Below are 16,186 nucleotides of genomic sequence, written 5' to 3'. Positions count from 1 at the left end.
AGGAGCAGTAATGCCGCCATCTTCGGACAAAATCACCCTGCGCCAGCTCCAGATTTTTCTGGTCGCTGTCGAAACACGCAGTTTCGTGCGCGCGGCTGAGCGGTTGTCGCTGACGCCGCCCGCCGTGTCGATGCAGATGAGCCGTCTGAGTGAGGAATTCGGCGCACCCCTGTTTGAAAAGTCCGGGCGTTCCGTGATCCCCTCCGAGGTGGCGACCGCGCTGGTTCCTTATGCTGAGCGGATGACTGAAACGCTGGCCGAGGCGGTGGATGTCGTCCAGATCATGCAGGGCAAGCTGGATCACCGGGTGCGGGTTGCGATGGTGACGACAGCGCGTAATTTCGGGCCGCATCTGCTGGCGCAGTTCCAGCAGGAGCATCCCGAATGCGACCTGCAGTTCAAGATCGCTAACCGCCGCGACGTGATCGAAATGCTGGATACTGATCAGATTGATCTGGCTCTGATGGGGCGGCCTCCGCGCCGGTTAGAGACGACGGCGCATCAGTTTGCCAAGCACCCTTATGTTCTGATCGGGCACCCGGACCACCCGTTGACGCGATCCAGCCGTATCCGCCGGTCAGACCTGCCGCATCACCAGTTCATTGTCCGGGAGCGTGGTTCTGGAACGCGCATGGTGCACGAGTTCTTTTTCTCAGAATCCGGTCTGCCGCAACCCAAGGCGCAGGAAATGGACAGTAACGCCAATATCAAACAGGCGGTCATGGCGAATATGGGGCTGGCCTTTATCTCGGCCCACACGATTGCGCTTGAGGCGATGGCGGGCAAGCTTAAAATCCTGAGTGTCGAAGGGATGCCCGAATTCCGCGACTGGTTCGTGCTGCATATGCGCGACAAACCCTTGCGTCCGGCGGCGCGGGCCTTTCGGGATTTTGTGGATCAGAAAGGGCCCGCTTTTATGGCGGAGTTCTTCAAAGACGCTGGGATTGCAACATAGTCTGCGCACGCGCCACGATAGGCGGGTCGATCATCTTGCCGTCCAGCATCACTGCACCAAGCCCCTGTGCCACAGCCGCATCAAAGGCCTGAACCACACGGGTCGCATGGTCAATGTCCGTAGCGCTGGGGGTAAAGGTGGCGTTCACCACCTCGACTTGCCGGGGATGAATGCACATCACGGCGTCGAACCCGATGGCGCGACCCAGGGTGACGGACGTGCCAAAGGCACCCATATCCTTGATCTCGGCGATGCTGCCCGGCAGGCCAATCGCGCGCAGACCGGCGCTTTTGGCCGCCAGAATAAGCGTTTGAGCGGGGGCTTGCAGCGCTTCGATCGATGGCGCATGGCCGCAATCGGTTGAGAAATCCTCGGTCCCGAAGGCCAGTGCGGTCAGGCGGGGGGTGGATTTGGCAATGTCTGCTGCGTTCAGCAGGGCCTGGGCCGTTTCGATCAGCGCGATCAGCTTGATCTGGCCATCGGGTATTTTGGCCTGCCGTTCCAGCATCGACAGGTAATCGTCGATCAAACGCAGGTGGTCACCTCCGATGACCTTGGGCAGCATGATCGCATCAACGCCGGGCAGGATTGCGGCTTCAAGATCGCGAACGCATTCGCCCAGATCAGCGTTCACCCGGATCGCGACCGACATGCCGTGGGTTTTCAGCGCAGCAACGGCGTCGGCCAGCCCATCGCGCGCGGCTTGTTTGTGGTCGCGCGGGACGCTGTCTTCCAAATCCAGCAGGATCGCATCCGCCCCCCGCTCATGCGCGCGGGCCACCAGTTCGGGCCGGTGCGCAGGCGTGAACAGATAGGACCGGATCATGCGGCGGCCGTCTGGGTGAACTCGGACCGAATGCTATCTGTGTGTTCCCCAAGCGCGGGCACCCGGCCAAAGCGCGGGGTTTCGGGATCAAAGCTGTGGCGGACGGGGGCGGCGACCAGATGCGCCTCATCCCCGTTTTCCAGGGTGACCGGCGTACGGCGCAACTGCGGGTGTTCGGCAAAAGTACCGACCGAGTTCACGGCGCCATAGGCGATGGCTGCGGCAAACAGCTTGCCTTCCAGCTCAGACCGGCTGTGACCGGCAAAGAACCCGGCGACGATGGCATCCAGTTCGGCGCGGTTGGCAACCCGCTGGGCCGCATCGCAGAACCGGGGATCACTGGCCAGATCGGGCTGTCCGATGACATCGGCGCAGAGGCGTTTCCACTCGCGTTCGTTCTGAATCGAGATTGCCAGAATCTCGTCATCCTTCGTGGTAAACCCGCCATAAGGCGCGATGGAGGGGTGATGCAGGCCAACCGGTTGCGGCGCTTTACCCGCATAAACCGAATGCATCAACGGCACCGTCATCCAGTCAGCGGCGGTGTCGAACAGGGACAGCTTCACCGCGCTGCCTTTACCGTTGATGCTGCGCGCGATCAGAGCCTTCTGGATGCCGATGATCGCGTTCATGCTGGCACCGATATCGCAGACCGAAACACCAATGCGACCGGGATGACCGGGCGCGCCGTTGACCGAGACCAGCCCGCTTTCGCACTGCACCAGAAAGTCATAGGCCTTCATGTCGCTATAGCGCCCATCCTCGCCATATCCGCTGATATCGCAGGTGATCAGGCGCGGGTTGCGTTTGCGCAGGACATCCTCACCAAACCCGGCGCGGGCAATGGCGCCGGGGGCGAGGTTCTGGATGAACACATCCGCCTCGTCCAGAATACGGTGCAGCAGGGCGGCATCCTCGGGGTGTTTGATGTCCAGACACAGGCTTTCCTTACCGTGATTGGCCCAGACGAAATACGAAGCCGAGCCTTTCACCGCGCCGTCGTACTTGCGGGCGAAATCGCCGGTGTCCCGCTCGATCTTGATGACGCGCGCGCCGCCTTGGGCGAAGTGGCACGACGCGAGGGGGGCCGCGACGGCCTGTTCCAGAGATACGACCAGCAGGCCTTCGTAAGGTTTCAGAGGGGTATCGGTCATGCGGCAGCTCGTGTGTTCAAAAGCGCAAGGGTGCGGTGCATTTCGTTGGCGACGATGGTCATGCCTTCGTCAAAGCCCATGCCGGGTTTGACCAGCACGCGGTCGGGTCTTGTGGCCATGGCCGCGTGCAGACACGCGCGGGCCGAGATATCGGTCTCATTACAAGTGCCGCCCTGATACGCGGCGACGCCATTAGTTTTGCAGTAGAGAACCGCATCGACCGTATTGTGCAGCGATCCCAGATCGGGGGTCTTGATCTGGACCATGTCACAGCAATTGGCGTCGACGAAATCGACCACGTCCTGATAGGTGTTGCACCATTCGTCGGCGACGATTTTGACGTTGCTGCCAAGCGCCCGCAGCGAGGCGCGGATGTCGCGCAGCAGGGTGATCTGACCCTCTTTGGAACCGGCATCGGCAGGCCCTTCGATATACAGATCAAACGGGGCTGCGCGCTGTTCCAGCGCCGCCAGATAATTGGCGATCTTCACGGCGTCATTGTCAAAGATCATTCCGACCGTGCCGTAGACGTCGATATGCAGCACCGGGTGATAGCTGTCATCGGTGCGCAAGTCCTGAATGCGGCGCGACAGCCAGGTGACATATTCGGCCAGCTTGCCGCCATTTTCACCCAGCTTCTGCGGGATGTTGTTGATCAGGCCGTGGGGCAGGGCGTCAACCTGTTTCAACACCATCTTGTCCACGGCTTCATAGCGGTTGTCGCCGCTTTGCCCGAACAGGCGCAAGGGGGCGGCGATGGCCTCCAAACCCCATTCGTCGCAGATGACTTGGAACTTCATCTTGCCTGTGGCGATCGAGGCCGCTGACAACAAAGCCTGCGACAGGCCATAGCGAACAGCGGTGTGCAAGGGTTTACCGTCCACGATCAGCGTGTCGAAGAATTCTGCACTTTCGCGGAAGCTGCGCACGTCATGCCCGATCAGCTCGGGGGCCAGATGCTCTTGCAGGAAGGGGATGACGGATGAGGCCAGAAACAGCGGATCACGTCCGGCCGCACCGGAATACTGAACGGCAGCGCAATCGCCCTCGGCGATCTGGCCGTTTTCCAGCTCCAGCAGGATCGAGACACTTTCCCCATATTGCCGGACGCGGGCGAACCCATCGGTCAGGGCCTGTCCGCAATAGACGAACCCGTCCTGCTTGGCCCCTTGTTTGATCGCCGCCTGATCGTCGAAATAGTACGAGGCCAGCCCCGGCGCGAATACAACGTTCTTGATCTTCATGACACTCTCTGTGCGTTAAGCGGCAACTGAAGGCCGACCGATGAGTTTGCTGGCCGAGATGGCGCGGACGTCATCCACCACCATGTCAAAGGACACTTCGCGCCCCTCGGACCTTGCGCGTTCCGCGATGCGGTCCCGGTGGAAGGCCATGACATCCTTGGGCAGCGGCACATTCCCGGTTTCGAAAATCCGCAATGCACCGTGGTTGTCGCGTACCGGCGTTAGTTTGCCCGCGTTGCCGATGGCAGGAGCAAAGGGGATGTCCATGACACCGGATTCAAAGGCCAGTACGGCACCGCGCGCGATGTCGCCCTTGCCCAGTTTCAGAACGGCGCGCATGACGGCGTGAACCTCGGCCTCGATTACCTCGACCTCGGTCAGGATTTCGTTGCCGTCATTGCGGTTCTGATCCGCGATCATGTTGACCATCTGGCGGGTCGCCTTCAGCCCGGCCTGGTTCGCCTCAAGCGAGGGGATGCCGCTGGCCTCATGCGGGGTTTTGACGATGATCTTGGTGGCCCGTGCCTGTTTTGCAGCTAGTGCACCCAGACAGATGACGGCGGTTGCCTTGGCCTCATCCTCGGGGAAGCCGCCCATCCACTGATGGAACACGGTGGTCAGTTGATAATCGTCATAGCCCGCGTTCTGGAAATAGTGGTGCCCCAGCCGCCGCAGCGACCGCAGCGCGGCGACGTCCTGCACCAGATTGCCCGCCTGACCATAGCCCAGCGTGATACAGCGCACGCCCTGTTCCAGCGCCAGCAGACCTTCGATGATCGCAACCACATGCGAGACAAAAGGCGGCACCAGCGTTCCGGTCAGGGGGCCGAACGGTTCTCGGTTGATTCGGATGCCATGTTCTTCGAAGCGGCCCACCAGACGGTCGCAGTACTGCCAGTGACGGATCGACTGCTCCAGCGGAATGTTCTTTGCGTAGGGGATGTTATAGGAAATCCCTCCGCCCTCGTAGGACGAAAAGCCCGAGCTGAGCGTGACTTCGGCCAGCAGGCGCGCATCGGGCGTGCCGTGGCGCACCTGAATGGGTTTCGACACAGCCTCAACCAGTCGCGTGCAGCCTTCAACGCCATGATTGACCGCCGGAAACCCGTTCAGCAGCGAGGTGCCCGCCGCGCGAGACCGGTCGATCCCATTCTGTGCCTCGTCATACCGGTTGTGGCGGGTATAGGCGTCGATGGTGGTGGGTAGCACGTCGCAATACGGGGCCAGCCCCTCCATCAGCGCGGTGTGTTCGCGCAGCAGGGCGACGCCTGCACGGGGTTGTAGCAGAGTCTTGCCGGTTTCATCCGCATCCGCCAAGGCCGCCGAGAACCGCTTTTCCATGGGCAGCGCTTGTTGGCGGGCAAGACCTGCGTCAAAATCCACATCGGCACCGGTGTGCCAGGATTGCAGGACGCCCTCACGCTCGGCGTCGAAAACGGAATCGGGCAGCTTGGAATTCGTGATTTCTGGCGTGCCGGTCATGTCACCATCTGCCTTTGCTAGATTGCGGCCCAATCGGCGAACTCTGACGCGAACGCGCCCGAGTTGTGGCCGATATTCGGAAGACGGCGCATGTCGATATCGTCTTTGAGCAGCGCCACCACGTGGTCGATATTCACCGAGGCCGGGAAGACGCGGTCATAGCCCATATCCTGGAAACGGGTGACGACGGTGGCGAAATCCTGTTTGCCGATCACCAGATTGCCGCCGACATAGAGAAGGATGTTTCCGATCCCCGCCGCCTCACACCGGTCGCGCAGGCCCTGGCAGTCGATTTCGCCGTGCCCGTAGATCGACGAGACCAGAATCGCATCGGCGTTTTCCGCCAGCGCTGCGGTTACGAATTCTTCCTGGCTGACCATTACACCCAGGTTGACGACCTGAATCCCGGCCCGGGTCAGAAGGCTGTCCAGGATCTTGTTTCCAACGGCGTGGCAATCTGCGCCGATCACTCCCAAAACCACTTTGTGCGTCGTGCTGGCGTCGAACATGTCTCGCTACTCCTCTGTCGCGCTTTCCGGTGTCGTAGCGATGATTCTCTTTTACGTAAACAAAAATGATGCAGGTATCAAAACAAGTAAGAATTATTTATTGGAAGGACGACGGCAAGAAACCTAGTACGATTGTAGACTGCCCTTACACCGGTCTGCCGGACAGCGACCCGTCACAACCGGGCACGCGTCCAGCAGCGCTGCACCTCACGACACAGTATGACAACTGGGTTTACTTGAATGAAAATAGTCCGAGGGCAGCCCGGTCGTTACCCCGACGGCAACACATCGTCGCTGCCCACACGCATCGAGTTCTTGGCTCGCCGGTCGCTGATCGGCGTGACGCCGAATGTCTCACGGTAGTGCCGCATGAACGCGCCCGGAGTTGCATAGCCAACCATATAGGCGACCTCGGAAATCGGGTCGTTGGTATACAGCACCAATTGGCGGGCCTGATTCATGCGCATCCTGCGGTAATAGGTGAGGGGGCTGTGCCCGGTCGCTTTTTTAAAGCTGCGTTCCAGTGACCGGGCTGAAAGACCTACAGCATCGGCCACTTCGCTGATCTGGATCGGATTCTCGATATGCTCGGCAAAGTGCTGAATGGCGCGCGCGACCTGCTTGGGCAACAAGTCCTGGCTTTGCGCGGTCGAGATCGCCGGCACCTTTTGCGTCACAGTCTCACTGCGAATGAACGGGTGCTGGAACCAGCAGGCGACCTCGGCCATGATATCGCCGCCCAGCCTGCTTTCGATCAGGGTCAGCATGTAGTCGAATACGGCCGAGGCCCCGGATATGGTGGTAAACGCGCCTTCATTGCAGATGACGGTCCCATGAATCGGAACTTCGGGAAACTCTGCCTGGAAAGCCGCCTCATAGCACCAGTGAACGGATAACGGGTTCTCGCCGGTTAGACGGGTTCGAGCCAGCGGGAAAACACCGCCGCTGATGGCACCAATGCGGGTTTTTGACCGCATCAGGCGCTGCAGCGCCGCGTTGGCCTTTGACGGGCTATCGAAAACGCTGTTGGGGCTGGACGCAAACAACAAGTGATCCAGCGATTTAATATCGGAAAGGATGATGTCAGGTGAAAAGGTCACCCCGGCTGAAGATTGGATCGGCCCATCTTTTTCGGCAATCACGCTCCAGCCAAAGGCGTCCTGACCTGATATTTCGTTCGCGGCGCGCAACGGCTCGATGCAGGACGTCAGGCATGCCATCGGAAATCCCGGGAAAATCAGAATGCCAAGGTCAATCTTTTCTGTCTTGTCACTCATGCCTGAGGGTCTCTCGCCATCTCTGCAACGGTTTCGAGGATATCCATTTCCAGTTTGCGTGCTGCCGGTGATAGCGCCGAATCAGCCTTGCGCAGTAGATGAATCTCGCGTTTTGCGGTCTTATCTGCCAATGGGCGAAAGACCAGATCGGACTGACCGGACGAGATCGCAGCCATTTCGGGCAGAATCGTAACGCCAATTCCAGCACGCACCATACCCAGAATGGATGTCAGGTTATGGGCGGAAAACCGGGATTTGGCATGCATGTCCCGGGCCTCGGGGCCACTGATACCTTCGGACAGGCTATTGGCGATCAGGCGCTCGTCCTGCAACGCGTCCCAACCGATCGGGCCATTGAGACTTGCCAACGGGTGGTCAGCGGCAAGCAGAACGCCGAACCAGTCGGTCAGCAAAAGCTGGCTGTCCAAGCCGGACCCATTGCCGCTTAACGTGGCGATGCCAATATCAATGCGACCGCGTGACAGCTCATGCAGGACAGACTTGGAATCCATGTCACGCAGGTCAATCCGAACTTTGTCATAAGCCTTTATGTTTCTGGAAAAAACCCGAGGTATGATTGTTCCTGCAACAGAAGGGACTGTTGCAATTCGTACGTGGCCCAAACTGGCGTCGGCAAAGTTTTCGATCGCTCGGACGGTATTGTCGAAATGCTGCAATTCATGCTCGGATTGCTCGAACACGAACTCTCCCAAAGCGGTGAGTTTGTTTTTGCGGTCCGTTTCGAACAGCGGCTCGCCCAGATGCGCTTCGAACTGTTTCAACATCATTGAGACAGCCGAAGGGGTCCTTTTCAGGACCAAAGCCGCGTCGGTCAGGTTTCCAGTGCGCGCAACCGCGACGAAGCCACGGAGCATTTCGATTTTGAGGGCCATTCGTTCTTTCAGTAATTCTGAAATAAGGTTCAATAATTTTAGTTTGATTGATTGCCCCAAAGGAGTCCATACCAGATCGACAATTTTTGAATAGGGCGACACGGCTATGGCTGACATCCAAAAGAACCTGATTGCTGGCGAATGGGTCACCGGCGAAGGCGAGATTGAAAACCGCAACCCCTCAGATCTGAGCGACCTGGTTGGTGTCTTTGCCCAAGCCAGCGCAGATCAGCTTGAGGCGACGCTGGATCAGGCGCGCGCAGCGCAGCGCGAATGGGCGGCCTATGGGCTGGAGCGCAAGCAGGCCGTTCTGAACGCCATCGGCAACGAATTGATGGCCCGCGCCGAAGAACTGGGCACGCTGCTGAGCCGCGAAGAAGGCAAGCCGCTGGCCGAAGGCAAGGGTGAAGTGTTCCGTGCCGGTCAGTTCTTTACCTATTACGCTGCCGAATGCCTGCGTCAGATCGGTGAGAACGCCGATTCCGTGCGCCCCGACATCGAGGTTGACGTGCGCCGTGAGGCCGTAGGCGTTGTGGCCATCATCAGCCCTTGGAACTTCCCCACCGCGACCGCCTCGTGGAAGATCGCACCGGCGCTGTGCTATGGCAACGCGGTGGTCTGGAAGCCTGCCAACATCACCCCGGCCTCGGCTGTGGCTCTGACCGAGATCATCAACCGCCAGGACATCCCCAAGGGTCTCTTCAGCTTGGTCATGGGTTCAGGCCGTTCGATCGGTCAGCGCCTGGTGGAAAGCCCCAAGGTCAACGCGATTTCCTTCACCGGCTCGGTTCCGGTGGGCAAGGGCATCGCCTCCGCCGCCATTCAGAACCTGACAAAGGTTCAGATGGAAATGGGATCGAAAAACGCTCTGGCCGTCATGGACGATGCCGATCTGGATCTGGCAGTGACGCTGGCTCTGGGTGGCGCGTTTGGTGGCACCGGTCAGAAATGCACGGCCTCCTCCCGGCTCGTGGTCCACTCTGCCATTCACGACGCCTTTGTCGAAAAGCTCGTTGCGGGTGCGCAGGCGATGAAAGTGGGCAACGCGCTGGAGGCGGGCGTTCAGATGGGCCCCGTCGTCAGCCAGCAGCAGCTGAACGAGAACCTGGCCTATGTCGATATCGGCAAGTCCGAGGGCGCGGAACTGGCGTGTGGCGGTCAGCGCCTGGAAATGCCGCACGAAGGCTTCTACATGTCGCCGGGCGTGTTCCTGAACACCACCAACGACATGCGCATCAACCGCGAGGAAATGTTCGCGCCCCTGACCAGCGTCATCAAGGTTGGCAGCTATGACGAGGCGCTGAGCGTCGTCAACGACACCAACTTTGGTCTGACCTCGGGCATCGTCACCAAGTCGCTGGCTCGCGCCACGCACTTCCGTCGCAATGCACGCACCGGTGTTGTCACCGTGAACCTGCCCACCGCAGGCACCGACTATCACGTGCCCTTCGGTGGTCGTGGCGACAGCTCTTACGGTCCGCGTGAGCAGGGCAAGGCTGCGGCCGAGTTCTACACTACGGTCAAAACCGCCTATATCAGCGCCGGTCCTGTCTGATGCTGATCGATTGCCTGCAATATGTGAACTGGTCGGAAAAGGTTTTCCGCCAGTTGCGCGAGGGGGGCGTGGATGCGATCCACGTCACCATCGCCTATCACGAGAACTTTCGCGAAACGGTTCTGAACTTTGAAAAGTGGAACCGCTGGTTCGAGCAATACCCGGACCTGATCATGAAAGGCCGCTGGGCCAGCGATATCGACGTGGCGCGTGAAACCGGCCGGACGGCGGTGTTCTTTGGGTTCCAGAACCCCAGCCCGATGGAAGACGATATCGGCCTGATCGAGATTCTGCACGATCTGGGCGCGCGCTTCATGCAGCTGACCTATAACAACCAGTCGCTGCTGGCGACCGGCTGTTATGAGGCCGAAGATACCGGCATCACCCGCATGGGCAAGCAGGTCATCAAGGAAATGAACCGCGTGGGTCTGGTGGTGGACATGAGCCATTCGGCAGACCGTTCGACCATCGAGGCGGCTGAGCTTTCGGAACGCCCCATCGCCATTACCCATGCGAACCCGCATGAATGGTCGCCCGCCCTGCGCAACAAGCGCGAAGAGGTGATCCGTGCGGTGACTGAAAATGGCGGCATGCTGGGCTTTTCCGTCTATCCGCATCACCTGAAAGACAAATCCGACTGCACGTTGGAAAGCTTCTGCGAGATGATCGCGCGCGCGGCTGACAAATACGGCGCGCAACATCTGGGGATCGGCACCGACCTGTGTCAGGACCAGCCCGACAGCATCGTGGAATGGATGCGCGTGGGCCGCTGGACGAAAGAGATCGACTATGGCGAAGGCTCGGCCTCGGCCCCCGGCTTCCCGCCCATGCCAAGCTGGTTCAACGACAACCGTGATTTCGGAAACATCGAAGCGGGCCTGCGTGCCACAGGCATGAACGACGACGAAGTCGCCGGGATCATGGGTGGCAACTGGTACCGCTTCTTTGATGAGAACTTCAAACCGCTCGCCTGATGAAGGCCAGCTAAATACCGAGGCTACGGCCGCATTTTAAAAAGATGCGGCCTCACTACTTTTAACGGAGGAAAGATGTCCGAGGCATCTTTGAACACTGCCCCCACACAGGAAAGCCGCGTAAACAAGCCGCTGTTCCTGATCTCGGGCGGATTTATCGCGCTGTTCTGCATCGCGGCACTGGTCAATCTGGATGCACTTTCCGGTGCAGTGGATTGGGGCTTTACCGTCGCGGCAACCTATTTCGGCCTGTACTGGCAGGTGCTGTTGCTGGCCACCTTCCTGATCGGTCTGTTGCTGTGCATTCTGCCCGGCGGACGCGCCATCATGGGCGGCCTTGCTGCGCCTGAATTCACCACGTTCCAGTGGGGATCGATGGTCATGTGCACGCTGCTGGCTGGCGGCGGCGTCTTTTGGGCGGCGGGTGAGCCGATTGCTCACTTTCTGTATTCTCCGCCGCTTTATGGTGCCGAAGGCGCTACGGCAGAGGCAGTGAACCCCGCAATTGCCCAAAGCTTTATGCACTGGGGTTTCCTTGCATGGGCCATTCTTGGATCGCTGACCACGGTCATGCTGATGCATTACCACTATGAAAAAGGTCTGCCGCTGGCCCCGCGCACGCTGCTGTACCCGGTCTTTGGCGACAAGGCGATCAACGGGCCTATCGGTCTGATTGCGGATGCGTCTTCGATCATCGCTGTGGTTGCGGGCACGGTTGGCCCCATCGGGTTCCTGGGTCTGCAGGTGAGCTATGGTCTGGCCGATTTGTTCGGCTTCTCGGACACATTTGCCCTGCAGGCGACAGTGATTGCCGGGCTGGCTGCGATCTACACGATCTCGGCCATGACGGGTCTGTCGCGCGGCATTCAGATCCTGTCCAAGGTCAATGTTATCCTGGCGGCGTTCCTGCTGCTGTTCGTTCTGGTCGCGGGTCCGACGGGGTTCATCTTTGGTTCGTTCTTCTCGGGCTTTGGCACCTATGTTGGCAACTTCTTCCAGATGGCACTGTATCGTGGCGAGGCTGGCCTGTTCGGCGAACCCGGCTGGCTGGGCTGGTGGACCGTGTTCTTCTGGGGCTGGTTCATGGGCTATGGCCCACTGATGGCAATGTTCATTGCCCGCGTTTCGCGGGGCCGTTCGATCCGCTCGATCATCATCATGCTGTCGATTGTCGCGCCGATCGTGACCAACTTCTGGTTCACCATCATCGGCGGTACCGGCATCGCGATGGAGCTGGAAAACACCGGTACCATTTCGGCTGCGTTTGAGGGCTTCAACCTGCCTGCTGCACTGTTGGCGATCACCAACAACCTGCCGATGGGCTTTGTGATCTCGATCCTGTTCCTGATCCTGACGACAATCTTTGTGGCTACCACTGGCGACTCGATGAGCTACGTCATCTCGGCCACCATGAGCGATGAAAACAGCCCTCCGACGGCCTTGCGGGTGTTCTGGGGTATCGCAATGGGTGTTATGGCGATCATTCTGATATCCGTTGGGGCAGGGGGCGTATCAAAGCTGCAAAGCTTTATTGTCGTAACCGCTGTTCCGGTATCGCTGATCTTGCTACCTTCGCTGTGGGATGCGCTGCGCATCACCCTGGCGAAAGGTAAGGAAAGCTGAAAACGCTAGGTTGGGCCGGCTTGTCCGGCCCAGCAGCATCCCTGAAGATTTCAGGAGACTACTGACTATTCGACCTGAGGAGGCATACTCGAATGACTGACGTTTCCCGACGCGACCCGAACACCGTCATGCGCCTTGCGCGTCTCGGCTCTATGCATCAGTCGCGCCTTTCGTTCATGCGTATTCTGACGCGACGACTGGCCCGGGAAAACTGGCGGTTTGAACAAACCGCGTTCGAGATTGATGCCAACGGCGTCGGTCATGCCGTCTATACCGCGCATGGGCCCGAGCGGTCCTATTCCCTGATCGCCTACGCCCATGATCTGCCGCCCGAGAAGCGCTCGGACCGGGTGATCGCCGAAGCCTGGGATGCCACATTCACCCTGTTCGACGGTGTTCCATCCGCAGATGACATCGAACGCCTGTCGCATAATATCCCCGTGCAGGAAGCCGGTCGCGTGACCGGAAGCGAGCTGTCCGTGTCGCGCGCCAACCGCTCGGTCCGGCTTTGGGAACATGTGGTCAGCGAACTGGCCGAAGGCCGCCAACCCTCGACCGAGAAGATCGACGCCGTGGGCTATCTGATGCGCACCACCGCCGTCTACGGGTCGGGCAAACTGGGCGCTGCCGATCGCGAGATGATTGCCGACCGCCCCGAATTCCGCGCCCCGTTCCAGGTTGAGATGCTGTCAGTCTACCTGACGCGCTGGTTCGTGACCGACCTGGTTCAGTACATGGCCAATGCGCGCGCTGCCCAGAATGGAACGCAGGCCGCCCAACTGGATGGTGCGATTGCGCGGTCCATGGGAATTGGCAACTCAACAGGTTTGGGCATGGCACCGTTCCTGTTGAACCACCCGGTGCTGTTCAACAACTGGATGGCCGCCCGCGAAGGTGCCATTCAGGTCGTTCGCGGTGTGCAGAACGCCAGCGAGGCTGAGATTGCCCTGTTCCGGGACGTGCTGTCGCGCAACATGCAGATCGTCGAAACTTGGCACTCTGAACACCCAATCCAGATCGAAAAACTGGCCGCATTGCGGGGCGACATTAGCAAGATTACCGACTACCTCGCGTCTGCTGATCTGACAGCGAATGCGCCTTGGGATTCTCTGTATTCTTGGGCCGAAGAGAATCTCAGCCTCGAAGGGCAGGAGTGGATCGCCTCATTGATGCTGGAGCCTTACGGGGCGCTGGTTGATAGCTTTGCCGAAGGTATGGCCGCAGACAACACCGCCACGTTCCGCATTGCGGGTGCGATGAAAATTGGTGATCTGCGCAGACTGCTCAAGGACATTTACGGCTGGGCAATTGATACAGACTGGGCCGCTCCGGCCAGCAAAGCCCGCGCGTGGTATGTTTCTGAAGAAAAGCTTGAGCCACGTCTCGGCGAACGCTTTGAGGAACCTATCGAAGAGTACGAGCAGCCTTTGGCACCGGGCCGCGATGCGGCGATGTTGTTCTGGGCGCTGGCCCATTGGTCCGACGAGGCGCAGGTGGCAGACTTTCTTTTGCGCCACCCGGAACACCGTCACGTTCTGCGTCGCGTCCAAATCGTTGGACGTGCGCCCTATGCTGAGATCCGGGACAACACGATTTCTGACCGCGTGCTGCCGATCGACATGCTGCGGTGCAAGCTGTCGTTCTTTGGTGCGACGAAATTCGACCCTCGGTCGGACCGTTGGGTTCGGATCTGCATGTATGGAAACGCGCCGCTGCCGTACGAACTGAATACCGAAAACGCTGATTACTGGGTCTTTCCCAGCATAGAAGAGGCCGCGGCATGAGCCACTCGCTGAACGAAATCGAAGCCATGAGCAAACGCGCCGCGCGCGGGGCAGGATTGTCATGGGGATTGGCCGAAGAGGCCGCAAAAGGCACGCGGTGGTTGTCGGCATTTGGTTTTTCCGGCGCAGGTCTGTTGGCCGACCTGCTGGAAATGAACGACCGTATTCCATCAATCGATGTATCCCCGGTGTCTTTGAGCGCTGAGATCTGGCACGCCCCGACACGCCGAATGAGCCCACTAATTGCAGGGGCCTCGCTGAGTGATTGCGCTGTGCGTCTGATGAATCGCGGGTCGATCACGATGGAAAACGTCAGCATCCCGCTTTTGGCTGTTCCGTTCATGGGCGGTGCCGCGCTGCGCCTTGGCGCCCCTGTCGCCGCAGAATGGCAGGGTGCACGGTTGGCGACGGATGGACGTCAGATTTGCGTACAGGCAACGCCTGCAGCACTGGAAGCCCGGCATGCAGACAAGCTGGTATTTACGGCACCCGCAGAAATGACCGGCCGCCGCGAACCTGTGTTGCGCGCCGAGGTGTCGGAAGAAGATTGGGGCAGGCTCAGCGCCTTTGCCCACCGCACTTTTGCACCCGCGACCGAGGAAAGCCGCCTGCGCGGTGCCGGCGCTGGCCTGAGCGACAACGACTAAGACATGAAAACGGCCCCTGACGGAGGCCATGAAATCAATACGAACGGGAAAGAAAAATGACCGCCACCGAAACCCTGTCCCTGTCCGAGATCGAAGATCTGGCATTTCGCGCTTTGGTAAAAGCCGGCACGTCCGAAGAAAACGCGCGCCCTTTAGCGGTTGCAACCGCGATGACCGAAGCTGACGGCGTAGCTTCGCATGGACTGGCCTATATTCCGATCTACGCCCAGCACGTGGAATGCGGCAAGGTCGATGGCGCAGCAAAACCAGTTGTCAGCCAGCCGCGCCCGTCTGTTGTCACAGTGGATGCAGCGACCGGTTTCGCTCATAGCGCAATTGATCTGGGGTTTGAGAAACTCATTCCCATGGCGCGTGAACAGGGTGTTGCAGTGCTGGCCGTCAACAACTCTTACAATTGTGGTGTTCTGGGTGTGCATACACAACGCTTGGCGCAGGCTGGCCTGTTGGGGATCGGCTTCACCAACGCACCGGCGTCCATCGCCCCATCCGGGGGTGCGAAACCTGTTGTGGGCACTAACCCGTTTTCCATCTCGGCCCCGGATGCGGATGGCAACGCGGCGCTTTTGATTGATCAGTCCGCCAGCACAATTGCGAAAAGCGAGGTGATGAAACACGTACGCGAAGGCAAGCCCGTGCCGGAAGGTTGGGTGCTGGATGCCGATGGCAAGCCGACCACGGACCCCGAGGCTGGGCTGAAGGGATCAATGGTGCCGTCCGGCGGCTACAAAGGTGTGGGCATTGCGCTGACCGTCGAACTGATGGCTGCTGCAATGACCGGTGCAACGCTGGGTTCTGTCGCCAGCCCATTCTCGGGCACCGCTGGTGGCCCACCCAAGACCGGCCAGTTCTTTATCGCGATCGACCCGCAAGCCACGTCTGGCGGTGCCTTTCAGGAAAAACTGACGGACTTGATCGCGTCGATCCATGATCAGCAAGGCGCGCGCCTTCCGGGTGATGGGCGTCGAAAGTTTCGGGAAAACGCGGCCACTGCTGGCGTCGCCGTTAATGCGGCCCTGTTAGAGAAAGTGCGTGCTCTCGTTTGAAAACGGAATCATAGTACGTGCAAGAATACTAAGATATGAAGCCTGCGCATTTCGATGTAATGCGCTGGTTTCCAACAACAAAAATAAAAATTTACTACGGACAACACGGAGGAAGTTATGTCGATAAAAGAGCCGTTTACGGACTTGGACATAAAGACGGCGGATAGCGGTTTTTATGAGAATAACAGCGTACCTATTG

Annotated in this window: 13 protein-coding genes and 1 pseudogene; 7 read left to right on the top strand and 7 right to left on the bottom strand. The window is 59.4% G+C overall.

From position 1 onward, the window contains the following. Nucleotides 1–10: 10 nt before the first annotated feature. Nucleotides 11–955, top strand: a complete 945-nt coding sequence (locus ACR0DG_RS18055) for a LysR family transcriptional regulator (protein ID WP_480699756.1) — start codon at nucleotides 11–13, stop codon at nucleotides 953–955. Here ACR0DG_RS18055 and ACR0DG_RS18050 read toward each other — a convergent pair. The 7 genes from ACR0DG_RS18050 to ACR0DG_RS18020 form a co-directional block, all read right to left on the bottom strand. Continuing rightward, complete coding sequence (locus tag ACR0DG_RS18050) at nucleotides 930–1,781, bottom strand: HpcH/HpaI aldolase/citrate lyase family protein (protein WP_480699755.1); 852 nt, start codon at nucleotides 1,779–1,781, stop codon at nucleotides 930–932. The two genes, ACR0DG_RS18055 and ACR0DG_RS18050, sit on opposite strands and share 26 nt — an antisense overlap. Beyond that, nucleotides 1,778–2,935 (bottom strand): CaiB/BaiF CoA transferase family protein, encoded by a 1,158-nt coding sequence (locus ACR0DG_RS18045; protein ID WP_480699754.1) that lies wholly within the window; start codon nucleotides 2,933–2,935, stop codon nucleotides 1,778–1,780. Before ACR0DG_RS18045 ends, ACR0DG_RS18050 begins: the two co-directional genes overlap by 4 nt. Continuing rightward, nucleotides 2,932–4,179, bottom strand: a complete 1,248-nt coding sequence (locus tag ACR0DG_RS18040) for a methylaspartate ammonia-lyase (RefSeq protein WP_480699753.1) — start codon at nucleotides 4,177–4,179, stop codon at nucleotides 2,932–2,934. Before ACR0DG_RS18040 ends, ACR0DG_RS18045 begins: the two co-directional genes overlap by 4 nt. A 15-nt stretch (nucleotides 4,180–4,194) precedes the next feature. Beyond that, nucleotides 4,195–5,661: a methylaspartate mutase subunit E gene (locus tag ACR0DG_RS18035; RefSeq protein WP_480699752.1), complete on the bottom strand. Its 1,467-nt coding sequence runs from the start codon at nucleotides 5,659–5,661 to the stop codon at nucleotides 4,195–4,197. A 17-nt stretch (nucleotides 5,662–5,678) separates the two neighbouring features. Further along, on the bottom strand, nucleotides 5,679–6,170 hold the full coding sequence (gene glmS / locus ACR0DG_RS18030; protein ID WP_480699751.1) for a methylaspartate mutase subunit S: 492 nt from the start codon (nucleotides 6,168–6,170) through the stop codon (nucleotides 5,679–5,681). A gap of 269 nt (nucleotides 6,171–6,439) precedes the next feature. Beyond that, on the bottom strand, nucleotides 6,440–7,447 hold the full coding sequence (locus tag ACR0DG_RS18025; protein ID WP_480699750.1) for a GlxA family transcriptional regulator: 1,008 nt from the start codon (nucleotides 7,445–7,447) through the stop codon (nucleotides 6,440–6,442). Next, complete coding sequence (locus tag ACR0DG_RS18020) at nucleotides 7,444–8,340, bottom strand: LysR family transcriptional regulator (RefSeq protein ID WP_480699749.1); 897 nt, start codon at nucleotides 8,338–8,340, stop codon at nucleotides 7,444–7,446. Before ACR0DG_RS18020 ends, ACR0DG_RS18025 begins: the two co-directional genes overlap by 4 nt. Before the next feature lie 106 nt (nucleotides 8,341–8,446). On the opposite strand from ACR0DG_RS18020, the gene ACR0DG_RS18015 reads away from it, so the two are divergent. The 6 genes and pseudogenes from ACR0DG_RS18015 (at nucleotide 8,447) to ACR0DG_RS17990 (ending at nucleotide 15,987) form a co-directional block, all read left to right on the top strand. Then, complete coding sequence (locus ACR0DG_RS18015; RefSeq protein WP_480699748.1) at nucleotides 8,447–9,895, top strand: aldehyde dehydrogenase family protein; 1,449 nt, start codon at nucleotides 8,447–8,449, stop codon at nucleotides 9,893–9,895. After that, complete coding sequence (locus tag ACR0DG_RS18010) at nucleotides 9,895–10,869, top strand: membrane dipeptidase (protein ID WP_480699747.1); 975 nt, start codon at nucleotides 9,895–9,897, stop codon at nucleotides 10,867–10,869. Before ACR0DG_RS18015 ends, ACR0DG_RS18010 begins: the two co-directional genes overlap by 1 nt. Nucleotides 10,870–10,944: 75 nt before the next feature. Next, the gene (locus ACR0DG_RS18005) at nucleotides 10,945–12,492 is read left to right on the top strand and encodes a BCCT family transporter (protein WP_480699746.1); all 1,548 of its coding nucleotides are present in this window, start codon (nucleotides 10,945–10,947) and stop codon (nucleotides 12,490–12,492) included. A gap of 92 nt (nucleotides 12,493–12,584) precedes the next feature. Beyond that, nucleotides 12,585–14,276, top strand: coding sequence for a hypothetical protein (locus ACR0DG_RS18000; RefSeq protein ID WP_480699745.1), 1,692 nt, complete (start codon nucleotides 12,585–12,587; stop codon nucleotides 14,274–14,276). Continuing rightward, nucleotides 14,273–14,500: pseudogene (locus ACR0DG_RS17995) on the top strand (DUF3726 domain-containing protein); the annotation flags it as partial. The gene ACR0DG_RS18000 and the pseudogene ACR0DG_RS17995, both read left to right, overlap by 4 nt. Before the next feature lie 479 nt (nucleotides 14,501–14,979). Then, complete coding sequence (locus ACR0DG_RS17990) at nucleotides 14,980–15,987, top strand: Ldh family oxidoreductase (protein WP_480699743.1); 1,008 nt, start codon at nucleotides 14,980–14,982, stop codon at nucleotides 15,985–15,987. The last annotated feature ends 199 nt before the right edge of the window (nucleotides 15,988–16,186 follow it).

The sequence above is a fragment of the Ruegeria sp. BG8 genome (assembly GCF_056538325.1).
Note: the sequence above shows the minus strand (reverse complement) of the source record. Positions and strands in the feature narration are given on the sequence as shown.